The organism is Paenibacillus sp. y28, assembly GCF_037137075.1.
Taxonomy (GTDB): Bacteria; Bacillota; Bacilli; order Paenibacillales; family NBRC-103111; genus JBBBNV01.
Map to the genome: position 1 here is coordinate 19,613 of NZ_JBBBNV010000015.1, position 23,283 is coordinate 42,895.

Annotated in this window: 22 protein-coding genes and 1 other RNA gene; all 23 read left to right on the top strand. The window is 54.8% G+C overall.

What is annotated here, in order from left to right; all coding sequences use genetic code 11:
- Positions 1-92: 92 nt before the first annotated feature.
- The 23 genes from WBG83_RS13305 (at position 93) to rnpB (ending at position 23,265) form a co-directional block, all read left to right on the top strand.
- Positions 93-1,307 (top strand): hypothetical protein, encoded by a 1,215-nt coding sequence (locus WBG83_RS13305; protein ID WP_336745574.1) that lies wholly within the window; start codon positions 93-95, stop codon positions 1,305-1,307.
- Positions 1,308-1,341: 34 nt separating this feature from the next.
- Positions 1,342-2,337 carry a 2,3-diaminopropionate biosynthesis protein SbnA gene (sbnA, locus tag WBG83_RS13310; RefSeq protein WP_336745576.1) on the top strand — a complete coding sequence of 332 codons (996 nt, stop codon included), beginning with the start codon at positions 1,342-1,344 and terminating at the stop codon, positions 2,335-2,337.
- 57 nt (positions 2,338-2,394) lie between these two features.
- A complete protein-coding gene (locus WBG83_RS13315; RefSeq protein WP_336745578.1) occupies positions 2,395-3,369 on the top strand; it encodes a 2,3-diaminopropionate biosynthesis protein SbnB in 975 nt (324 codons plus the stop codon).
- A gap of 177 nt (positions 3,370-3,546) precedes the next feature.
- On the top strand, positions 3,547-3,837 hold the full coding sequence (gene yqfC / locus WBG83_RS13320) for a sporulation protein YqfC (RefSeq protein ID WP_336745580.1): 291 nt from the start codon (positions 3,547-3,549) through the stop codon (positions 3,835-3,837).
- 61 nt (positions 3,838-3,898) lie between these two features.
- Positions 3,899-5,086, top strand: coding sequence for a sporulation protein YqfD (yqfD, locus tag WBG83_RS13325; RefSeq protein ID WP_336745581.1), 1,188 nt, complete (start codon positions 3,899-3,901; stop codon positions 5,084-5,086).
- Positions 5,087-5,092: 6 nt separating this feature from the next.
- A complete protein-coding gene (locus WBG83_RS13330) occupies positions 5,093-6,064 on the top strand; it encodes a PhoH family protein (protein ID WP_336745582.1) in 972 nt (323 codons plus the stop codon).
- 36 nt (positions 6,065-6,100) lie between these two features.
- A complete protein-coding gene (locus tag WBG83_RS13335) occupies positions 6,101-8,359 on the top strand; it encodes an HD family phosphohydrolase (RefSeq protein WP_336745584.1) in 2,259 nt (752 codons plus the stop codon).
- 80 nt (positions 8,360-8,439) lie between these two features.
- Positions 8,440-8,949: an rRNA maturation RNase YbeY gene (ybeY, locus tag WBG83_RS13340; protein WP_336745585.1), complete on the top strand. Its 510-nt coding sequence runs from the start codon at positions 8,440-8,442 to the stop codon at positions 8,947-8,949.
- Positions 8,949-9,644, top strand: coding sequence for a diacylglycerol kinase (locus WBG83_RS13345; protein ID WP_336745586.1), 696 nt, complete (start codon positions 8,949-8,951; stop codon positions 9,642-9,644). Before ybeY ends, WBG83_RS13345 begins: the two co-directional genes overlap by 1 nt.
- A 15-nt stretch (positions 9,645-9,659) precedes the next feature.
- Entirely contained in the window at positions 9,660-10,133 is a 474-nt protein-coding gene (gene cdd / locus WBG83_RS13350) for a cytidine deaminase (protein WP_336745588.1), read from the top strand.
- Positions 10,134-10,205: 72 nt separating this feature from the next.
- Positions 10,206-11,111, top strand: a complete 906-nt coding sequence (era, locus tag WBG83_RS13355; protein ID WP_336745589.1) for a GTPase Era — start codon at positions 10,206-10,208, stop codon at positions 11,109-11,111.
- Between the two features lie 101 nt (positions 11,112-11,212).
- Positions 11,213-11,359, top strand: coding sequence for a YqzL family protein (locus WBG83_RS13360; RefSeq protein ID WP_336745590.1), 147 nt, complete (start codon positions 11,213-11,215; stop codon positions 11,357-11,359).
- Between the two features lie 57 nt (positions 11,360-11,416).
- On the top strand, positions 11,417-12,172 hold the full coding sequence (gene recO / locus WBG83_RS13365) for a DNA repair protein RecO (protein WP_336745591.1): 756 nt from the start codon (positions 11,417-11,419) through the stop codon (positions 12,170-12,172).
- A 450-nt stretch (positions 12,173-12,622) separates the two neighbouring features.
- Positions 12,623-13,513, top strand: a complete 891-nt coding sequence (gene glyQ / locus WBG83_RS13370; protein WP_336745592.1) for a glycine--tRNA ligase subunit alpha — start codon at positions 12,623-12,625, stop codon at positions 13,511-13,513.
- A complete protein-coding gene (gene glyS / locus WBG83_RS13375; protein WP_336745593.1) occupies positions 13,506-15,581 on the top strand; it encodes a glycine--tRNA ligase subunit beta in 2,076 nt (691 codons plus the stop codon). Before glyQ ends, glyS begins: the two co-directional genes overlap by 8 nt.
- Positions 15,582-15,587: 6 nt before the next feature.
- Positions 15,588-16,397, top strand: coding sequence for a pyruvate, water dikinase regulatory protein (locus tag WBG83_RS13380; protein ID WP_336745594.1), 810 nt, complete (start codon positions 15,588-15,590; stop codon positions 16,395-16,397).
- A gap of 127 nt (positions 16,398-16,524) precedes the next feature.
- Complete coding sequence (locus tag WBG83_RS13385) at positions 16,525-17,019, top strand: YaiI/YqxD family protein (protein WP_336745671.1); 495 nt, start codon at positions 16,525-16,527, stop codon at positions 17,017-17,019.
- The gene (dnaG, locus tag WBG83_RS13390; RefSeq protein ID WP_336745595.1) at positions 17,012-18,841 is read left to right on the top strand and encodes a DNA primase; all 1,830 of its coding nucleotides are present in this window, start codon (positions 17,012-17,014) and stop codon (positions 18,839-18,841) included. The genes WBG83_RS13385 and dnaG overlap by 8 nt, the downstream gene beginning before the upstream one ends.
- Before the next feature lie 47 nt (positions 18,842-18,888).
- Positions 18,889-19,998: an RNA polymerase sigma factor RpoD gene (rpoD, locus tag WBG83_RS13395; protein WP_336745596.1), complete on the top strand. Its 1,110-nt coding sequence runs from the start codon at positions 18,889-18,891 to the stop codon at positions 19,996-19,998.
- A gap of 64 nt (positions 19,999-20,062) precedes the next feature.
- The gene (locus tag WBG83_RS13400) at positions 20,063-20,896 is read left to right on the top strand and encodes a hypothetical protein (protein ID WP_336745597.1); all 834 of its coding nucleotides are present in this window, start codon (positions 20,063-20,065) and stop codon (positions 20,894-20,896) included.
- A complete protein-coding gene (locus tag WBG83_RS13405; RefSeq protein ID WP_442955837.1) occupies positions 20,896-21,654 on the top strand; it encodes a tRNA (adenine(22)-N(1))-methyltransferase in 759 nt (252 codons plus the stop codon). Before WBG83_RS13400 ends, WBG83_RS13405 begins: the two co-directional genes overlap by 1 nt.
- Positions 21,630-22,745, top strand: a complete 1,116-nt coding sequence (locus WBG83_RS13410; protein WP_336745599.1) for a Nif3-like dinuclear metal center hexameric protein — start codon at positions 21,630-21,632, stop codon at positions 22,743-22,745. The genes WBG83_RS13405 and WBG83_RS13410 overlap by 25 nt, the downstream gene beginning before the upstream one ends.
- 112 nt (positions 22,746-22,857) lie before the next feature.
- Positions 22,858-23,265: RNase P RNA component class A (rnpB, locus tag WBG83_RS13415), an RNA gene on the top strand.
- Positions 23,266-23,283 lie beyond the last annotated feature (18 nt).

Here is a 23,283-nt window from a genome sequence, read left to right on the forward strand (position 1 = left end):
GCATATGACAAGGGGGCTTAAATGTTTGGGCACCCGCTTTGCGCTGATCCGGCATATACTGGAGCAACGTTTCCGGGAGGGGTGGCCTTGCAATGAGCCAGCTAAGCTTGCCGTGGTTTCTCCAGAAAATACAGGAGATGAGACAAACCTACCCATGGTATTCCGGGCTGCTGCCGGAAGGGGGAGTACAATCCTTCGAGGAGCTTCCCCTAATAACCAGCGAGGTGCTGGAGCGCTATTATTACAGCAGCGAAATGGACCCCGGATTAACGGTATACCGAACCTCCGGGACCAGCGGGAGGTCTCGCAAAGCCATTGCGTATTCGGATGAGGATGAAGAGGTGTACCAGCGGCATAAGGTCACGCTGTTCTCCAGGCTGCTGGCGGGATCGCCGGTGAAACGGGCGGCATCCGATATGGGAACCGGGCATGCAGCTAGCACGGCTGAGCCGATATTTCAGGCCATGGGCCTGGAAACGCTCAGCATTCCGTTCCAGCTTCCGGTTGAGGAGCATATCCGCCTGCTCGGTGATTTTCGTCCGGATCTGCTGTACACGATGCCTTCCCTGCTCGACAGTATACTTGCGCAGGCGCAGGACATCCGATCGTTTGGCATCCGCAAGGTGATTTTGGTCGGTGAAACAGCGCCGCGGCAGTGGCAGCGCAATGTGGCCGGCGTGCTCGGAATTGAGCCGTCCTCCGTTATCGATACGTATGGCTGCATCGAGCTGGGAACGATGGCCTATTACGATCATGAGATTGGCCGTTACAGGGTTATGGACGGACTCATTGCTGAAGGAATCACGCCGCTTGAAGCCGGGCTGGAGGAGGTGGAGCTGGGCGAAAAAGAGACGCTGCTTGTGCTGACATCGTTTGTGCGGAGATATTTTCCCGCCCTGCGCTATGTTACGTATGACGTGGTCCGTGATTTGCGCACAGAAGAGCTGGACGGGGTTATGGTGCAAACCTTTGAAGCTATCGTTAAGCGGGTGGGCCCCGAGCTCAAGCATGGCGAGAAAATCAGTATATATGACATTGAAGAGGTGGTATACCGCTATGTCCGCCAGGCTTCGGTGCGGGTGCTGGTCAACGATAACCGGCTCTCGGTGTTTATCCACAGCAGCGCGGAGGCATTGTCGCAGGAAGTGCTTGACTATATCCGGGAAGGCATTCAAAACCAAATTGCCGAAATCGGCCAAATGATAGCAAGCGGGATGCTGGATGAAATCCGAGTGGCAGCCGTAGCCGATGGGGAACAGCTTGCTTCCGGGAAAGTCAAAAACAAGCGGCTGTACTACAGCGAATGATATGTAAAATTTTACATGGCGGGGGAAATGAACCGTGAAATGGACCGAGCAAGGACTGTTCCAGGCGGTTGGCCGGACACCGCTGGTGAAGCTGGCGCGCGTGCTGGCTCCGGCTTCTTTTGAGCTGTACGGGAAGCTGGAATTGCTGAATCCCGGCGGAAGCTCCAAGGATCGTCCGGCACTGAGAATGCTTCGAACGGCCATTGAGTCCGGCCGAATCCATCCGGATACGGTGATTGTTGAATCCAGCTCCGGCAATCTGGCGATTAGCCTGGCTCAACTGTGCAATGTGCTGGACTTAACGTTTATTTGTGTGGTTGATCCGAAAACAACGGCGCAAAATCTGCGTTTGCTGCGTCTGTTCGGCGCGCAAATCGATTTGGTGGAAGTGCCTGACCCGGAGACAGGCGAATATTTGCCAGCGCGCCTGAAGCGGGTGAAGGAGCTGCTGCAGCGGAATCCGGACAGCTTTTGGCCGAATCAGTATGCGAGCCCGGACAATGCCGGCGCTCATTTTCATACCACGATGGAGGAAATTCTAGGTGCGCTGCCCCGAATGGACTATTTGTTTTGCGGGGTCAGCACCTGCGGGACGATTCGCGGCTGCGCCGAGCTGGCGAAGTCCAGAGGCGCGCACGTCAAAATTGTGGCTGTCGACGCCATGGGAAGCGCCATCTTCGGCCCTTCCGCGGGAAAGCGCCTTCTTCCGGGCCTCGGCGCCGCTGTCCGGCCCCCGCTGTGTCCGGATGAAACAGGGCTCATACACGATGTCGTATATGTCAGCGATCAGGACTGCATAGAAGGCTGCCGGCGGTTGCTGAAGCAGGAATCGATTTTGGCGGGAGGCTCTTCCGGGGGTGTGCTGATGGCTGTGGAGAAATACAAGCCGCAGCTTCCCGAAGGGGCGGTATGTGCTGCTATTTTGCCGGACCGGGGCGACCGTTATTTGGATACGGTGTTCTCGGATGAATGGGTAATCGGGCAATTCGGCGAGGCGGGGCTGAGAGGTCATCACCTCCGCGAACCATAATCTCTCCCGTAACGATCCGCCGCTTCCGGGCCATGGCGGGAGAAAGGAGCTGGGAAGATGCCGCTTTATTTGAATGATAACCACATCCGGGACATGGGGACGGATTGGGAGCGGGTAGTCGCATGCCTGGAGGAGGTGGTCTCCACATTGCTGAACGGGGACTACGCCCAGCCGGTGAAGCCGTACCTTCGCTATGGGAATGCGGCTAACCGTATTATCGCGATGCCGGCTTACGTGGGAGGCAAGGTCGGGAGCGCGGGGCTGAAATGGATTGCCAGCTTCCCCGGCAATTCGGCCAAGCGGCTTCCCCGGGCGCACAGTGTGACGGTGCTGAGTGAAGCGGAGACCGGGAGACCGGCGGCGCTGCTGAATACGGCGTTGATTAGTGCGATACGCACGGCCGGGGTGACCGGCATGCTGCTGAAGCGTTTGCTGGATTGCCGTCAAGACGCCTCCGGGCTGGCGATAGGAATTATCGGCTTCGGCCCGATAGGACGGATGCATCTGGAGATGTGCCTCGCTTTGTTTCAACACCGGATCGCGCATATCCGGATTTATGATCCGAGGGGCGTTCAGCTCAGCGATGAATGGCATGATGCGCAGCATGTCATTATCGAGACCGCCGCTTCCTGGGAAGAAGCCTATACAGATGCGGATATTGTGCTTACCTGCACAGTGGCCAAGGAGCGCTATATTACCCGCAAGCCGAAGCCGGGAAGCCTGCTGCTTCACGTTTCACTGCGGGATTACTGCGCCGAAGCGCTTGAAGATGTCAACGTCATCGTTGTTGATGACTGGGAGGAAGTATGCCGGGAAAACACGGACATCGAGATGCTCCATCTGACCAGGGGGCTCGGCCGGGAGCAGACGGTGCGGCTGGCCGAGGTAATCGCGGGGAGCGGGCTCGACAAAATCCGTGCAGAGGATACGCTGCTTTTTTGTCCGATGGGCATGGCGGTATTCGATATCGGCCTGGCTCACGATTACATGCGGCAGGCCGTGCAAACAGGCACCGGCCAATGGCTGGAATAGCGCTGCGGGGCGGAGCGGGGCCGAGTCTGGCCTAACATCCTGCAGTTCCTCATATTTGCGGAGGTTCCGTCATATTTTTAAATGAATAAGGATTCGAGCATAGATGGGCTAGCGTCAACACTATGACGACGAACGTTAGGGAAGCGCCGTAGCGTCGTCTTACTGCGGGAGGGGACTATGCGCCGATTGACACGGAAGCTGAATACCTGGACATCGAAATGGCTGGACCTTCCCCAAGATGTCTTATATGACATGCCCCGCTATACGCTGATCGGCAATCGTCAGCTTGTGGTGGAGAATCATAGCGGCTTGCTTCATTTCTCTGAAACAGAGCTTATTCTTCAGCTTGCCGAGGGGCGGCTGGAAATTACCGGCGAGCAGCTAGTCATCCGTTCGATATTAACCGCCGAGCTGCTGGTGGAGGGCCGGATTGACCAGCTTCGGTTCATTGACGGAAAGCCGCTATAGAGCAGCGCTGCCGCTGCCATGACGCTGGACAAAGACCATATTGCTGAAGGAGGAGCTGTTGATGCGCTCTTTAGTATTGGCCAAGCTGCTAGGATATGTACGGATTCAGGTTCGCGGCGAACGCTGCGAGCAGCTGGTGAACGAGGCTGTGCGGGCCGGGCTGGACGTTTGGGACGTCCGGCGCAAACGGAATGGACAAGCCGAGCTTGTCATTCGGCTGCGAGATTATTTCAGGCTCAAGCCGTTTCTTCGCAGGACAGGCTGCCGCACGCGCGTTGTTGGGCGTTTCGGGCTGCCGTTCGTTCTAGCCCGTCTGGAACGCCGACTTTTTTTCGGCATCGGCATGCTGCTCTTCGTGGCGGGTATTTATGTGCTGTCCTCGTTAGTCTGGACGGTAGATGTAGAGGGCAATCAGCGGCTTTCCAGAACAGAAGTGCTGCAGGCGGCCAAGGGACAGGGGATGTATCCGTGGCAGTGGAAGCACCGGCTTCCGGAGAACGATGTTTTGGCAAGGCAGCTTCACAGCGCACTGCCGGGTGTTTCCTGGGTCGGCATCGAGATTCACGGGACGAGCATTACCATTCGGGTGGTGGAAGCTACGCAGCCGGATGCCCGTCCGCTGATGAATCCACGGGATTTGGTCGCTTCCGGCAGCGCGGAGGTGACGCGTATCCTGGCGGTCAAGGGCCGGCCCGCCGTGAAGCCGGGAACCGTTGTGAAAAAAGGCGATCTGCTGATTGCCGGCACCCTGGGCGACGGTCAAACCGTGGTGGCGGAAGGCACCGTACTGGGGAAGGTATGGCATCAGGCCTCGGTTGAGGTGCCTATGGAAACCAGGCTGAAGGTATATACGGGCGATGTGAAGCGCAGAGACTATATGATTTTGGGCAACCGGGTGCTGCAGCTGTACGGCTTCGGGGGGATTCCGTATCCGGCCTTTGAAACCAAGCTGGATCAAACTGTTGTGGAATGGCGCAAATGGAGACTGCCGGTCAGCTGGCTGCGCGAGTCGGTGATGGCAGTGGAATATACGCAAACAACCCGTACGCTGGAAGAAGCCAGGGCGCTTGGACTTGATGAGGCCAGGGCGGAGGTATTGCGTGAATCTGGTGCCCAGTCTGGGATTTTGCAGGAAAAAATTTTGCATGAAAAGGCCGACAGTGGTAAAGTTTATATGGAAGTTCTTTTTGAAATTGAACAACCGATAGGGGAAGAACGCCCACTTATACCAAGTGTACAAGGAGAATGAGGCCTTTTGCTGACTGCTGAACATTCTGTCAAAATCCAGCTCAAAAACGGCGCAGAGGGGCTCGCGCTTTTCGGTCCGCAGGACAAGTTTTTGCAAGCGGTACAAAAGCATACCGAGGCGAAGCTGTGGAGCCGTGACGCCGAGCTCGTCATTCAGGGGGATGCGGAGGAGGTTGCCGTGCTTCAGGAGGCATTTGAGGTGCTTCTGCAGCTGCTGCGTTCCGGAATGACCCTGGCCGAGCGGGATGTGCTTTATGCTTTTGAGCTGGCCAAGGAGCACAAGGCGGCGGAATTGCTTGATCTGTACCGGGGCGAAATCGCCACCACCTTCCGCGGCAAGCCGATTCGGCCCAAGACGCTCGGACAGCAGCACTACATTACGGCGATCCGCAAAAAGGATATCGTATTCGGAATCGGGCCGGCCGGAACGGGCAAGACATATCTGGCGGTTGTGCTGGCTGTGTCGGCCTTGAAGGAAAACCGCGTGAAACGGATCGTCCTGACGCGTCCCGCGGTGGAGGCAGGGGAGAGTCTCGGCTTCTTGCCGGGTGATTTGCAGGAAAAGGTGGATCCGTACCTGCGCCCGCTTTATGATGCGCTGCACGATGTACTTGGCCTGGATCAGGTCGGCAAAATGCTGGAACGCGGATTAATTGAAATCGCGCCGCTCGCATATATGAGGGGCCGCACACTCGATGATTCATTCATTATTCTTGATGAAGCGCAAAATACGACGCCCGAACAAATGAAAATGTTTTTAACCCGGCTTGGCTTCGGCTCCAAAATGGTCATTACCGGCGACAAAACGCAAATTGACCTGCCTCGCGGCAAAACCTCCGGGCTTGTGGAAGCGGAGCGTATCCTGCAAGGCATTCCGGAGATCGGCATCCTGTACTTTAACGAGCAGGACGTTGTCCGCCACGCGCTTGTACAGCGCATCATCGTCGCCTACAATGAGGACAAGGAGCGCCATGGCTGACATGATCGGGCAAGGGGGAGGAGACCGACCGCAATCATGACGAACCAGCAGATGACCATCAAGGGAAAGTTTTCATATCGTCTCGGAGGCTGGAAATACAGTGGCGGGGTGCGATTTCTGCTTTTTTTCGGCATTGCCCTGCTGCTGTATTTGAGCTTGGCCGGCAAATGGCTGCCGCAAACGTATGAGGTGACGCTCGGCGCACCCGCCTCGACAACCATTTATGCCCCCAAGCAGATGGAGAACATGAAGGAGACCCAGAAGGCGCGGGAGCAGGCCGCCGCTCAGGTGCAGCCGGTGTATGAAATCGTGCCGCTCCATCAGGAGAAGCTGGTGGAACGGCTATACGATCGGCTGGAGACGTTAAACAACGACAAGGACCTGACCCTGAATGAGAAAATTTCCATCGTGCGCATCGACATACCGAAGCTGCTGCAGGACTATTTAACGGAGACGTTAAAGAATGTGCAAAGCGACGGCCGCTACACGGACGGCTTTATGGCGGAGGTCAGCAAGCGGGTGAACGAGCAGCAGTACCGCATTCCGGAGGAAACCTATTACAAGCTTCCGAAGCTTACTGGCGAAGATTTGGCAGCCATGGAGCCGGTGACGACTGATATTGTCAAAAAGCTCACGAGCGAGCAAATCATGGACGCCACCTCCTCCCGGATTAAAGTGGCGGAACTGGTAAACAGCTCGCAATTGTCCAAAAGCACGCAGCGTGAGCTGGTGCAGGAAATCATCCGGTTCGTGCTGCTGCCTAACCGGTTCTACGATCAGGAGGAGACCGATCAGCTCCGGGCCGAAACCAAAGAAAAAACGCCGCCTGTTTTCACCAAGAAAAACGACATTCTGGTTGAAAAGGGCGAAGTGATTTCCGAGGATTTGTACAAGCGGCTGGAGGACGCGGGTCTGCTTAAAGGGAAGGTCAACTATTTCCCGCAGATCGGACTGGCTTTGCTGGCGTTGATGTTCGCGCTGGGGCTGTACATGTTTATACGCCAGAGCCATTTGCAGATGAAGACGAACAACGCGCAGCTGCTCATGCTCGGACTCATTATTTTGCTTAATGTCATTGCCATGGATATTGTTGCGCTCGGCCAAAACCTGGAATATTCCAATGCCGGTTATTTGGCCCCCGTGGCCATGGGAGCGATGCTGATTGCGATTTTGCTGGATGTCCCCTTGGCGCTGATGTGCTCTATTTTGTTCAGCATCATCGCCAGCGTTATTTTCAATCTGGACAGCGCGCGGCTGTTCGATTACCGGTTCGGTCTCGTTTCCATGGTGATGTGCGTGGCGGCTATCTTTTCGATTAACCGGGCCAGTCAGCGCGCGGCCATTCTGAAGGCGGGCATCATGGTCTCGCTGTTTGCGGCGTTGACCGTAGCGGGGCTTTCGGCATTGCAGTATTCCGCAGAGACCGTGCGGGTGAAGGAGGTAGTGTTCTCCTTGGGGTTTGCGGTTTCCAGCGGCCTGCTGACCGCCGTGCTCGTCATCGGCTTGCTGCCTTTTATTGAATCGGCGTTCGGGATTTTGTCGTCGCTGAAGCTCGTCGAGCTGTCGAATCCGAATCACCCGCTGCTTCGCAAGCTGCTGACGGAAACACCGGGAACCTACCATCACAGCATTATGGTCGGCAATTTGTCGGAGGCTGCTGCCGAGGCGGTCGGCGCCAACGGCTTGTTATGCCGCGTCGGCTCGTTCTACCACGACATCGGCAAAACACGCCGGCCGGGTTATTTTATCGAGAATCAGACGAATATGGATAACCCGCATGACCGGATTGACCCGGCCCTCAGCAAGTCGATTATCGTGGCTCATGCCCGCGACGGGGTTGAAATGCTCAAGGAGCACAAAATGCCGAAAGCGATTTGCGATATTGCCGAGCAGCATCACGGCACAACGCTGCTGAAATATTTTTACCACAAGGCCTTGAAGCGTTCCGGCGACGACGGAGCGCACAAGATTACGGAAGAGGAGTACCGCTATCCCGGGCCGAAGGCACAGTCCAAGGAAGCGGCCATCGTCGGCATTGCCGACAGTGTCGAAGCTGCCGTCCGTTCACTTCGCAGCCCGACCATCGAGCAAATTGACGGCATGGTGCGCAAAATTATTAAAGACCGGATGGATGACGGGCAATTCAATGATTGCGACCTGACGATGAAGGAGCTGGATGTGATTGCCAAGACGCTGAATGAAGCGCTGCTGGGCATCTTCCATTCCCGAATCGAATATCCGGCCGAGATGCCTGCCAAGGACAAAGAGCCGCAGGGTGCGCCGAATGACAAGTAGTACAGCGCCTCTCCCCAGGGGGAGGCTGCTTCGCTATACAGCGATCCGATTCTACCGGAGCCAATAAAGGAGCGATTGCGATGAGCTTGACCATGGACTGGACCAATGAGCAGGACGAGATTGAACTGCCGGAGGGCATCATTGAAAAATTGGAGCAGCTGCTTCAAATTGCAGGCCGGGAAGAAGGCGTTACCTTCGGAGATGTAGCGGTGACCTTCACGGATAACGAAACGATTCGCCAATTGAACCGGGATTACCGGGGAATTGATAAGGCTACCGATGTGCTGTCCTTTGCGATGCAGGAGGAGACGGACGAAGAGCCGGAAATTTATTTCGATGAAGCGGATTTGGAGGAGGCCGAAGGAGAGGACCTTGTCGACGTAGAGCCGCTGGGGGATATCGTCATTTCCGTAGCCCGCGCCAAGGAGCAGAGCGAGGAGTACGGGCATTCCTTGGAACGCGAGCTTGGCTTTTTGTTCGTGCATGGCTTCCTGCATTTGCTGGGCTATGACCATGGCAGCGAAGAGGAAGAGAAGAACATGTTTGCCCGTCAGGAGCATATCCTGGCACAGGCAGGCTTGACCCGCTAATGGACGCCGGGAAATTCCGCCGCAGCTTCCGGTACGCCTATGAAGGCATCAAGTATGCGCTGGCAACGCAGCAGAATATGAAATTCCATTTCCTGGTCGCCGTTCTTGTGCTTGTTCTGGCGCTGGCGATGGAGTTGACCAAGACCGATATTTTGTTTCTGCTGCTTGCTGTGACGCTGGTTATTGTTACAGAGCTTATCAATACGGCGGTGGAGAAGGCGGTAGATTTGGCGATGCCCGATCAGCATCCTGTCGCCAAAATAGCCAAGGACGTCGCGGCGGCGTCCGTTCTCGTTTCTGCGGTTTTTGCCGTTGTTACAGGCATGATCGTCTTTTTTTCTCCGCTGGACAGGCTGCTTGTGAACCTGAGAGCAAAAGGGCCGTTAACTGCGGCGGGCGTATGGCTTGTGCTGGCATTGGTGATGCTGATTGTAATTGCAGTCCAGACCCGCTTCAGCCGCAACCGGGTCAGCATGCGCCCAAGCCTGCTGTCTGCGGTCGCCTCTGCGGTGTTTACACTTGTCTCGATACTGGGAAGCCAGACCTTGATCGTGCTGCTGTGCGCCGGTCTTGCCGTTCTGGTGTTGTTTGTTTTATATGAGAAAAAAAGCCGCAGCGCAGCATCTCTGCTGGCCGGTTCGGTGCTGGGCGGCGGAATTGTGCTGCTCGTTTTTGCAATGTTTCACAGCGGGTAGATGGGGGAGAACGGGATGAGCGAAGAGCAATTTCTGCCGCTTCGGCAGGCAGCAGAGGGCAAGCAGGATCATCAAGAGAGCCGGAGCAGGATTACAGCCGAAGAGGTTCAGCGGCTTGTTGCTTCCGCCCGCGAGGTGCGGGAACGGGCCTATGCGCCGTATTCCCGGTTTTGGGTCGGCGCTGCGCTGCTGGATGCGGCGGGCCGGATTCATGCCGGCTGCAATGTGGAGAATGCGGCCTACGGGCCGACCAATTGTGCGGAGCGAACCGCGCTGTTCCGGGCGATTGCCGATGGCTGCTCGCCCCGTTCTTTCCGCGGGATCGCTGTGATTGGAGATACGCCGCAGCCGATTACGCCATGCGGTGTTTGCCGGCAGGTGCTCAGCGAGCTGTGCCCGCCGGATATGCCGGTGATCATGGTGAACCTGAAAGGAGACATGGCGCAAACGACAGTTGCTGCGCTTTTGCCGGGAGCTTTTACACTGTAGACGTTTCTGGAATGGAACGGGCTTCCATAATCTTGTCCATAGAAATTCTATTAAAGGGGATTAACTGAACGAATGAGCAAATCTAACGGATTCAAATCCGGCTTCGTAGCGATTATCGGCCGGCCGAATGTGGGCAAATCAACACTGATGAATCAGGTCATCGGCCAAAAAATTGCGATTATGTCCGATAAGCCGCAAACAACACGCAACAAAATTCATGGCGTATATACAACGCCGCAGGCGCAGATCGTATTTCTCGACACGCCGGGCATTCATAAGCCGACCTCCAAGCTTGGCGACTATATGATGAAAACGGCACACAGCACCTTGTCGGAGGTCGATGCGATTCTGTTTGTTATCGCTGTGGACGAGGGGCTTGGCGGCGGAGACCGCTACATTATCGAGCAGCTGAAAAAGGTGGATACCCCGGTCGTGCTGGTTTTGAACAAAATCGACAAGGTGCACCCGGACGACCTTCTTCCGGTCATCGTTAAATATAAATCGCTGTACGATTTTGCCGAGATTGTGCCGGTGTCAGCGATGCAGGGGAACAACGTCACGACGTTGCTGGACCAGACCATTAAATATTTGGAGGAAGGGCCGCAGTACTATCCGGACGATCAAATTACGGACCATCCGGAGCAGTTCGTTATTGCCGAGCTCATTCGGGAGAAAATATTGCACGCCACCCGCGAGGAAATTCCGCATTCGATTGCCGTAGCGATTGAATCGATGAAGCGGGAAGATAACGGCGTGGTGCATATCGGCGCTATCATTTATGTCGAGCGCGACTCGCAAAAAGGCATCGTCATCGGGAAGCAGGGGGCGCTGCTGAAGCAGGTCGGCCAGCAGGCCCGCCGCGACATCGAAGCGCTGCTGGGCTCACGGATTTTTCTTGAGCTGTGGGTCAAGGTCAAGGCCGATTGGCGCAACCGCGACGGCATGCTCCGTGATCTGGGATACCGGGAAGAGCGGTAGGATTGAAGCTGTTCCAATAAATGCATCGCATACTTCTGCCGCTGCGCGTCCATCCTAACTCATATCTGCTAGTCATTTCCCTGGGGAAAGGATGAATACGCATGCGAGATTTTTCGTGGAAGTATTTCACAATGACTGGAGATGTCGAGTCATACCTGTTGTGGAAGGAAATGGACACCCGGCAGGCCGCCGATACGGGAAGTGAAGATGGCGAGTATGATGACGATATGGAACAAATGGAGATGTAGGCATGATTAGCCGGTTGGTCCCGTACCGGCTGTTCAGGGGAAAGAGGGACGGCCGTCATGCAAATGCAAGCCGAAGGCATCGTTATCCGGGCTATGGACTATGGGGAAGGCAACAAAATTTTAACCGTCTTCACAAAGGAATACGGCAAGGTCGGGGTCATGGCCCGGGGCGCGCGCAAGCTCAAAAGCCGTCACGCGGCAATCAGCCAGCTTTTTACATGCGGACAGTTTGTGTTGTTCAAGTCGGGCGGGGGGCTTGCCTCGCTCACGTACGGGGAAATCATTCAGCCGCATCATACGCTGCGCGCAGATCTGACCCTGGCGGCATACGGATCGTATTTGATGGAGCTGACGGACAGGCTGCTGACGGATCAGGACGCATCACCGGCGTTGTATGAGCAGCTGAAGGCTTTGCTGATGGCGCTCGAAGAAGGCAAGGACCCTCAGGTGCTGGCGCATATTTACGAGCTGAAGCTGCTGCAGCTGTCCGGGGTTAGCCCTGTTCTGCATGCCTGTATTTCCTGCGGGGAAATGGACCCGGCTTTGCTGAACGCCTTCAGCGTGCCGGCTGGCGGGGCTTTGTGTACAAGATGCCGAGGACACGATGCTTCAGCGGTTCAATTGTCTCCAAGCCTGCTGAAGCTGCTGAGAGTACTTAGCACAGCCGACCTGAAGCGAATCGGCCAAGTCGAGCTGAAGGCGCAAACAAGAAGCGGACTGAAGCAGCTCCTGCGCAGCTATGTGGATCATCATCTAGACCTGCGGCTCCGATCGCGGGCCTTCCTTGATCAGCTGGAAAAATACGAGCTGTAAGTATACTATTTTCCTTTTGATTTTTTTCGGGCCGTTGACATTATAACTTGATTTTGCTATTATTCTTTGAAGATTAATTACATACTGCACGATGACGGAAAAAAGTAGTCAACCTGCATTTCTCATAGCGAGCCGGGGACGGTGCAAGCCCGGTGGAATGTAATTGGCGAAAGGGCGTTTCCGGAGTGCTACAGTTCAAAAGTGGAACGGCGCAGGGTGCCTTGTGGCGGCCGGTCGTTCAAATAGGGTGGAACCGCGGGAATGTCCCTCCCGTCCCTATGTCCCGGCGCTTGCGCCGGGACATAGGGACGGGAGTTTTTGCGTCTTGCTGGCAGGGTGTCCAATCCGTATGCTGTCCAGCAATAAACCGGCCGTTTGTGGAACAGGAACGAGGCCTTTCATTTTGAAACACCAATTTTTGAAGCACTAATAAGGAGGGTGTAAGCAAACATGAATTTTCAAACGATGATTTTAACGCTGCAAAAATTTTGGGCCGATCAAAAATGCATCATCGTGCAGCCGTATGACACCGAAAAAGGCGCCGGTACGATGAACCCGATGACGTTCCTGCGCAGCATCGGTCCGGAGCCTTGGAACGTCGCCTATGTCGAGCCATCCCGGCGTCCCGCTGACGGACGTTACGGGGAAAACCCGAACAGGCTGTACCAGCATCATCAATTCCAGGTGATTATGAAGCCGTCCCCTGACAATATTCAGGAGCTGTATCTGGAAAGCCTGAAGCAGCTTGGTATCGATCCGCTGCACCATGATATCCGCTTTGTCGAGGATAACTGGGAATCCCCGACTCTCGGCGCGTGGGGTCTCGGCTGGGAAGTGTGGCTCGACGGCATGGAAATTACCCAGTTTACGTACTTTCAGCAAGTTGGCGGCATTGATGCCAATCCGGTTGCGGTAGAAATCACCTACGGTCTGGAGCGGCTCGCTTCGTATATTCAAGAGAAAGAAAATGTGTTTGATTTGGAATGGGTGGAAGGCGTAACTTACGGGGATGTGTTCCTGCAGCCTGAGTATGAGCACTCCAAGTATACGTTCGAGGTTTCCGATGTTCCCATGCTGTTCCAGCTGTTCAATACGTATGAGGCTGAAGCGACTCGCACGCTTGAGCAAAAGCTTGTTTTCCCGGGCTTTGACTATGTTCTCAAATGCTCCCATACCTTCAATCTGCTGGATGCGCGGGGCGCGATTAGCGTAACAGAAAGAACCGGCTACATTACCCGCGTGCGCAACATGGCCCGCCTGTGCGCGGCAACATATCTGGAAGAACGGGAACGGCTGGGCTTCCCGCTTTTGAAGGAGAAAGGAGTGGTTTCCCATGGCTAAGGATTTGCTGCTGGAAATCGGCATGGAGGAAATTCCAGCGCGTTTCGTGCGCGGAGCAATGGATCAGCTGAAAGAGAAAACAAGCAAATGGCTGGATGATTCCCGCATTGGCTATGAATCGGTGCAGGCGTTTGCAACCCCGCGGCGTCTTGCTGTGCTGGTGCATGGTGTTGCTGAGAAGCAGGCGGACGTGAGCGAAGAAATAAAAGGCCCGTCCCTCAAAATCGCGCGCGACGAAAGCGGTGCCTGGTCCAAGGCTGCGCAGGGCTTTGCCAGAGGGCAGGGCGTATCGACGGACGATTTCTTCATCAAAGAAGTTGGCGGCGTCGAGTACATTTATGCAAACAAAAGCAGTATCGGGGTGGAAACGGCCGGCGTACTGGCTGAAGGGCTGAGTGGAATCATTACGTCGCTCACCTTCCCCAAAAATATGCGCTGGGGCAGCTATGAGCTTCGTTATGTCCGCCCGATCCGCTGGCTCATCGCCTTGTTCGGCGGTGAGTTGATTCCGTTCGAAATTGCAGGCGTCGAGACCGGCCGCACGACGCGCGGTCACCGTTTCCTTGGCGGAGAGGCGGAGGTATCCGAGCCGGCCGCTTATATTGAAGCGCTGCGCAAAGAGCATGTCATTGTCGAGGTGGAGGAGCGCCGTCAGGCGATTGTCGCCCAAATCGAGCAGCTTGCCGCTTCCAAGGGCTGGGTCATCCCGATGAAAGAGGATCTGCTGGAAGAGGTATTGTTCCTGGTAGAGACGCCGACGGTGCTGTTCGGCACCTTCAATCCCGAATTTTTGGAAATTCCGCAGGAGGTTCTTATTACATCCATGCGCGAGCATCAGCGGTATTTCCCGGTGCTGGATGCGGCGGGTAAGCTTCTGCCCTATTTCGTAACGGTGCGGAGCGGTAATGATACCTCGCTTGATGTGGTGGCAAAAGGCAATGAGAAGGTGCTGCGCGCCCGGTTATCCGATGCCCGTTTCTTCTATAAAGAGGATCAGAAGGTGAGCATCGATACGCAGCTGGCGAAGCTGGAGAAGATCGTGTTTCATGAAAAGCTGGGTACGATTGGCGACAAGGTCCGCCGCTTCGGCGCAGTGGCCGAGCTGCTCGTTCAACGCCTTCAGGCAGATGCGACGACACAAAATACAGCCGCCCGTATCGCAGCAATCTGCAAATTTGATTTAGTGACTCAAATGGTCTATGAATTTCCGGAGCTGCAGGGCGTTATGGGCGAAGACTACGCACGTAAATTCGGGGAGCCGGAAGCAGTGGCGAGAGGGATTTTCGAGCATTACCAGCCGCGTTTCTCCGGCGATGCCGCGCCTGCTTCACTGGCCGGCGCCATTGTCAGCATAGCCGATAAGCTGGACACGATTACCGGCTGCTTCTCGATCGGCATTATTCCAACCGGCTCACAGGACCCTTATGCGCTTCGCCGCCAAGCGGCAGGCATTGTTCAGACCTTGCTCGAGCATCAGCTGCCGGTATCCTTGTCCGAGCTGTTCGGCATGGCCATTCAGGTTCAAGAAAAGGCAGGTCTCCTGAAACGTTCCGCTGACGAAATACGTAATGATCTTGTTGAGTTTTTTGCTCTGCGTGTCAAAAATTTGCTGAACGAGCGCGGAATCCGCTATGACGTTATCGATGCGGTGCTTGCCAGCGGCTTTGAGCACATCGGGGCTGTGGTCAGCCGTGCCGATGCGGTGATGAACAAGGTCTCCGAGGCGGAGTTCAAGCTGACTGCAGATGCGTTCAACCGCGTCATCAATCTGGCGGCCAAAGCTGAAACGGCGAATACCGATCCGGCTCGTTATGCGGAGCAGGTGGAGCATGATCTGTATGCCGGCTGGCAGCAGGCTCACGTGGAGGTAGAACAGCTGCTTGCTGATGGCAAGCCGGCGGAGGCAATTGAGGCTCTGGCCGGACTGAAGCCTGCGATTAACGCTTATTTTGAGAAGGTTATGGTAATGGCTGAGGACGTGGAAGTGCGCGCCGGCCGGTTAGGCTTGTTAAAAAGCATTGCCGATGATTTGAAACGGATTGCCGATTTCCAAAGATTGGTGTGGTGATGCCGCATGTCAGGTAAAAAGCCGATTGTGTACGTCATTTCCGACTCGGCTGGAGAAACGGGGGAAGCGGTGGTCAAGGCTGCCGCGATCCAGTTTCATCCGGTTTCGGTGGAAATTCGGCGCACGCCGTTTGTGAGCGATCGGGAAGGAATCGACCGGGCTCTTCAAACCGCCAAGCAGGAACATGCAGTCATCGTTTACACGCTCGTTATCCCGGAGCTTCGCGACTATGTGAAGAAGCGCTGCCGGGAGCAGCGGATTGTGTCTATCGATCTGCTTGGACCCGTCATCAACGGCTTGGAGAAGATGCTGCATAAGGAAGCCCTGCAGCAGCCCGGCAAAATTCATCTGCTCGATGAGGATTATTTTAAAAAAGTCGACGCGGTCGAGTTTGCCGTCAAGTACGACGATGGCCGGGATTCGAGCGGCGTGCTGAAAGCGGACATCGTGCTTGTGGGGGTTTCCCGCACATCAAAAACTCCATTGTCGATGTATTTGGCGCACAAAACGTACAAGGTGGCGAATGTTCCGCTTGTGCCGGAGCTGAAGCCGCCGGATCAGCTGTTTACCGTTAACAATAAAAAAATTATCGGGTTGACGATCCGGCCGGACAAGCTGAATGAAATCCGCAAAGAGCGCCTGAAGGCGCTGGGCCTTGCTTCGGATGCGCTTTACGCCAATCACGACCGGATTGAAAAAGAGATTGCCTATGCCGAAGGCATTATGAAGCGGCTGGGCTGTGTAGTGATTGACGTATCGACCAAGGCGGTCGAGGAAACGGCGAGCATTATTCTTGAACGGATGCGAAGCCGCTGATTTTCCGTTTTTCAGGCGATTTTCAGCGGGGACAGCAGGATTTTTTACAACTTCATCGTATATAATATTACGGTAGTTATCCCGTAGGAAATTGGTGGTATATATTCAAAGCGATTCTCCTAAAATAATGGTTGATGCGGATGCATGTCCGGTCAAGCCTGAAATCGTCCGGATTGCGCGGGAGTTTGGGATTTCCGTAGAGATGGTCGCCTCGCACGATCACCGGCTGCAGGAGGAAGATGGGGTTCGGATCGTTCAGGTCGATTCTTCGGACCAATCCGTCGATTTGTTTATCGCCAACCGGCTTCAGCGAGGGGATGTGCTGGTGACCCAGGATTTTGGACTGGCAACGATCGGGCTTGCCCGACAAGCGGTGGCTCTATCTGTAAGAGGGCAAATCTACAGCGAACGGACGATTGATTTTTTGCTGCAGACCCGTCATGAGTCAGCCAAAAAACGGCGGAGCGGGCAGCGGACGAAAGGACCAAAGGCTTTTACGGATGAGGATCGACGCAATTTTCAACAAACATTGACAAAAGTTTTGGTCGGGATGCAGGAGAACGGGGGCAAACAGCGAATTATAATATCTGGTTCAATGGATGAAGGTGATTCAGATGAGTAATGGCAGGGTTCCCCAGGAGGTCATCGATGCGGTCCTGAAGCACCATGACATTGTCGATGTAGTGGGAAAATATGTCCACTTGTCCAAAAACGGCAAGTACATGAAGGGGCTGTGCCCCTTTCACTCTGAGAAGACGCCCTCGTTTACAGTTACACCGGAAAAGCAAATCTTCTATTGCTACGGCTGCCATGCCGGCGGAACGGCCATTCAATTCATTATGGATATTGAAGGCTACACGTTTCCTGAGGCGGTGCGCCAGCTTGCAGAGGAAGCCGGCGTGGCGTATGACTTTGAAAGCGCGGTTGTGCCCAGAACGGAGCAGGACCACGACAAAGCCGAGCTGCTGAGGGCTTATGATTTCTCCGCCAAGCTGTACGCCCATTTGCTCAAGAATACGGCCGAGGCTCGTCCGGCAATGGATTATTTGCGGTCCCGCGGCTTTACGGATGCGATGATCGAGACGTTTCAAATCGGCTATGCGCCGAATCGATGGGACACGTTAGCCCAATTTTTGGAGAAACGGGATTATCGGTTACCGCTGATGGAGCAGGGCGGGCTCATATCGGAGCGATCCGAGCAGGGCGGCTATTATGACCGCTTCCGCGACCGGATTATGTTTCCGATTTGTGACGGGAAGGGCAATGTCATTGCCCTGGCGGGCAGAACGATGTCGGCGGACGTCCAGCCGAAGTACATGAATAGCCCTGAAACGGCGCTGTTCAATAAGCGGCAGCAGCTGTACAATTTCCATCTGGCCCGGCCTCAAATCCGCAAGAGCAGGCAAATTGTTTTGTTCGAAGGCTATGCCGATGTGATTAAAGCGTGGGCAGCCGGCATCCACAACGGAGTGGCTACAATGGGCACGGCGCTCACTGAGCAGCACGCGTCGATTTTGCGGACGCAAGCCGATGAAGTCATTGTATGCTATGACGGGGACGATGCGGGTCAGAACGCGGCATACAAAAGCCTGCCGATTCTGGCCGATACCGGCTGCCGGGTCAAAATAGCGCTGCTGCCGGACCGCATGGACCCCGACGAGTACATTACCGCCAAAGGCGCGGACTCCTTCGTACGTGATATTATTGAAGCTTCGCTTCCGGTTGTGCGCTTCAAGCTCCAGTATATGCGCCGCAATTTCCGCTTGCATGATGATGATGGACGGCTTCAATATATTCGGGCTTCCGCAAGGCTGCTTGCCGGAATTGATTCACCGGCTGAACGGGAATTTTATGCCAAAGAGCTTGCCGATGAGTTTCAATTTCCGATGGACACGATCAAGCAGGAGATGCATCAGCACCGCCAGCAGCAGCAAAAATTCAAAGCCGGCGGGGATAATAACGAATTATCGTGGAATAATGTTATGCATGACGGCCGCGGAACAAAGCAGGCTCCTGCACTGCTTCCCGCTTACCATAATGCGGAGCGGAAGCTCCTGGCGGCCATGATTTATGACCCGGATGTGGCCGAGACAGTCCAGCGCAAGCTGGGGGACGGATTTCATGTCGAAGCTCACGCAGCGCTTGCTGCTTATCTATATGCGTATTACGCCCAAGGGCACGAGGCAGAACCCAGCAGATATATCGCATCCATTCAAGACGATCAATTGGAGGGAATTGCCAGTTCTATCTCCATGATTACCGAAACGGTGACTCCGCAGGTGATTGACGATTATATCCGGGAAATCAAAAAAGTGCCGCTTTCGGCGAAGATTGAGCGATTAAAGGAAGACATGGTGCGGGCGGACAAATCGAAAGATTTTATTCGTGCCGCGCAAATTGCGGTTGAGATTGAAGCCCTGAAGAACGAGCTAAAATCAATGTAAGGATGGCCCCTACTTGTTTTAGTGTTCCAGGGAGGAGGAGTTGGACTATGGCAGATCAACATACTGAACTGGATACGGAACTGACGCTGGAGCAGGTCAAAGAACAGCTCATTGAGCTGGGAAAGAAGCGCTCCTCGCTAACCTACAAAGATATTATGGAGCGTCTTTCTCCTTTTGACCAGGATCCGGAGCAGATTGATGAGTTTTTTGAGCAGCTCGGCGAAATGGGGATTGATGTAAATAACGAAACGGAAGACGACATGGTTATTGGCCAAGATGATCATGAAGAATTCAGCTTCGACGATGATCTTGCACTTCCGCCGGGAATTAAAATTAATGACCCTGTACGGATGTACTTGAAAGAAATCGGACGAGTACCGCTGCTGTCAGCTGACGATGAGGTGGATCTGGCGAAGCGGATTGAGAACGGGGATGAGGAAGCGAAACGCCGACTGGCTGAAGCGAACCTCCGGCTCGTTGTAAGTATTGCCAAGCGCTATGTAGGCCGCGGCATGCTTTTTCTCGATTTAATTCAGGAAGGCAACATGGGTCTGATTAAAGCAGTAGAGAAGTTTGACCATACAAAGGGCTATAAATTCAGCACGTATGCAACCTGGTGGATTCGCCAAGCGATTACCCGGGCCATTGCTGACCAGGCCAGAACGATACGTATACCGGTACATATGGTTGAGACCATCAACAAACTGATTCGGGTTTCCCGTCAACTGCTGCAAGAGCTGGGCCGTGAACCGACGCCGGAAGAAATTGCGAAGGAAATGGATTTAAGCACGGACAAGGTACGGGAAATTATGAAAATCGCACAGGAGCCGGTTTCATTGGAGACTCCAATCGGGGAAGAAGATGACTCACACCTGGGGGATTTCATTGAGGATCAGGAGGCGCTGGCGCCGGCTGATGCAGCCGCATATGAGCTGCTCAAGGAACAGCTGGAGGATGTGCTCGACACGCTGACCGAGCGGGAAGAGAACGTGCTTCGCCTGCGTTTTGGACTTGACGATGGACGTACGCGTACCTTGGAAGAGGTCGGTAAGGTATTCGGCGTTACCCGTGAGCGGATTCGTCAAATCGAAGCCAAAGCGCTGCGCAAATTAAGACATCCGAGCCGCAGTAAACGGCTGAAAGACTTTTTAGAGTAAATCCGATGATTCGAAAGACCTTTTCTGCTTGCAGCAAAGGTCTTTTTTGCAAAGGGGACCAAGCATGGATTCCGAAAAAAGGAAGCTAATCGTCAGAGAGATTGAGCACTGGCGGCGAAGCAAATTTTTGCCGGAGCAATATTGCGATTTTTTGCTCAATCTATACCGCGATCAAGAAACAGAGCCGGAGCCGAAGGTATTCGGCGTTTCCAAGTCCTCCATTGTAGGAAGTAGCTGGAAAAAATGGATGCTGGTATTGGCGTCGGCAGCGGTGACGACCTATTTCGTACTTCATTTTAATACTTTTCAATTTCCAATGCAAATCGGAACATGTGTTGCATTTATGCTTGTTTGTTACCTGTTTTCCTTTCTAAAACGAAGCCGTTCGCCGATAACGGCCAATGTGCTGGCAGGTATCGGTTCCGTGCTGGCGCTGTTTGCCGGAATAAAGCTGGTCGAAGAAGCCAGCTTGAGTGAAGCGGTGTCCTTGCCTTTGATGATTTCGGCGTGCAGCCTGCTGTGGATGGCGGTCGGCTTGGCCGGACGGATGGGGCTGTTTCATTTTTGCGGCTGGGCGGGCTTAGCGGTGACCTATGCCTATTTCCTGGATAAGCATATGGTTTCATTTAGCTGGCTGCAGGTCGAGCTGGCCTGGGTGCCTATCGGCGCCATTATGCTATGGATCGGCTGGCTGCTCCAGCACCGGACGAAGCCCGTAGCCAGTGTGTTATTTTTGGCAGGGGGGCTGTATGAATTTGCTCCTGAGCTGTACGCTGCGGTTTATAGCAGCGAAGGAGCCAGCGCAGTGCTGGCGGTTCTGCTCGCAGTCAAGATTGGGGTTGCGGGCATCCTGCTGTACACGACTAGAAAAACATGGATTGAGTGGGTTGCTTCATGATTAAATTGTCAGAACGATTACATAAGATTGCACTGCAAGTCCCTTGTGGCAGCAGGCTGGCCGATATTGGATCGGACCACGCCCTGCTGCCCACCTTTTTGGCGCTGTCGGGTACCGTAGAATACGGTGTGGCGGGGGAATTAAATCCGGGTCCCTTCGAGGCAGCCTCGCAGCAGGTCGCTGCTGCCGGTTTGAAGAAGCGGATTCAAGTGCGGCGCGGCAACGGGCTATCGGTTATCCACCCGGAAGACGAGATTGATGTGGTGACCATTGCCGGAATGGGCGGCGGGCTAATCGCCACGATATTGGATGAGGGCCGGGAGAGGCTCGGCCCCGTCAAACGGCTCGTGCTTCAGCCCAACGTGGCGGAGGATCAGGTCCGGTGCTGGCTCGACGAGCATGGCTGGCTCATTGTGCACGAGCAAATTTTGGAGGAAGACGGCAAACTCTACGAGATTATTACGGCCGAACGTGCAGCAGATCCGTCTGGGGCAGCTGAGCTGTACAGCAGGCTGACACTGGCGGAGGGGACAGTCCTTCATAAAGACTGGCTGTATCGCTTCGGACCGCTGCTCGTTAAGGAAGCGCCGGCTTTGTTTTTCGTCAAATGGAGAAGCGAGGTGGAGAAGCTGGAGCATATTTGCCGCCAGCTGGCTCAATCGGATACAGCGTCCGCCAGAGATAAGGAAGCGGTATTCCGTGCCGAAATAAAGCTGATGGAGGAGGTTATGGCATGCTTGCCAAAGGCCAAACCGTAATTCAGTTGTTTGAAGAGTTCGCACCGAAGGCTTATGCCGAGCCGGATGACAAAATCGGACTGCAGGTCGGCTCTCTGCAGAAGGAAATCCGACATGTCCTGATTACGCTGGATGTGACCATGGAGGTCGTCGAGGAAGCGATCCGGGAGCAGGTGGATTTGATTATCGCGCACCACGCGGTTATTTTCCGGCCGCTCCCTCACGTACAGACCGATACGCCTGCAGGGCGGCTGATTGAGAAGCTGATTAAGCATGACATCGCTGTCTATATCGCGCATACGAACCTGGATGTGGCTTCCGGCGGCGTAAATGATTTAATGGCTGAGGCGCTTGGCTTAACCGGAACGACCCATTTATCCGAGGTCCACACGGAGAAGCTGAAGAAGCTGGTTGTGTTTGTGCCGCAATCTCATCATGAGGCGGTGCTGCAGTCGCTATTCCAAGCGGGCGCCGGCTGGATCGGCAATTACAGCCATTGCAGCTTTAATATCGAAGGAACGGGCACCTACATCCCACGGGAAGGGACGCAGCCCTACGCAGGGCAGCAGGGGAAGCTGGAGCGCGCGGAGGAGGTTCGGATAGAGACGATCGTGCCGGAAACATTGGAGCGCAAAGTCGTGCAGGCGATGCTTAAGGCGCATCCGTACGAAGAGGTTGCATATGATTTGTATCCTGTGGACCTCAAGGGCCGTTCCTTTGGGCTTGGGCGGGTCGGTAAGCTGTCTGAACCTGTAACGCTGGCGGAGCTGTCTGAACAGGTGAAAAGCGCATTCGACGTGCCGTTCGTCCGCATGGTAGGCGATCCGCAGCGCAGCATACGGAAGGTAGCTGTGCTGGGCGGGGCAGGCCGCAGCTTTATGCGTTCGGCGATATTTGCCGGTGCTGATGTGTACATTACCGGAGATATCGATTATCATACGGCCCACGATGCTCTCGCCGCAGGGCTTTGCCTGATTGACCCCGGACATCATGCGGAAAAAATATTGAAGCAGGGCGTTGCCGCTGTTATGACCGAAAAGCTGGCCCGCATCAAAAGCGAAACCCGGGTCATCGTTTCCCAAGTCGATACCGAGGTGTTCAAGCTGATTTAAAAGCCGATAAACCAAGGTGCCGCTGCCCACATTCCAAATGGTAGCAGCGGAGTACACATTTTGGGGTTGTCATTCATATCGTATCCATGTATACTAGCAAATGAAGTTCGGGAAAGCTTGACAGACAATCGCCGGCAGCGAGAGCTGCGGGAGGAAAGTCCGGGCTCCACAAGGCAGGGTGCTGGATAACGTCCAGTCAGCGCGAGTTGAAGGATAGTGCCACAGAAATGGACCGCCGATGGCCCGCCGCAAGGCGCGCACAGGCAAGGATGGAACCGTGGTGTAAGAGACCACGAGGGAATCTGGTGACTTATTCCCTGGTAAACCCCACCTGGAGCAAGACCTAATGGAACGCAGCGCCTTCGCGGCGCAGTCTTTGCCTGAGACGCGTTCGGGTTGGTCGCTTGAGCCTGCCAGCAATGGCCGGCCTAGATAGATGATTGTCACTTTCGTTCGTGGGAGGGCTCAACCCCGTTATACCACTGAGAGAACAGAACCCGGCTTATGGCAGGCTTTCCGGCTGTATAAACAAGAAGAA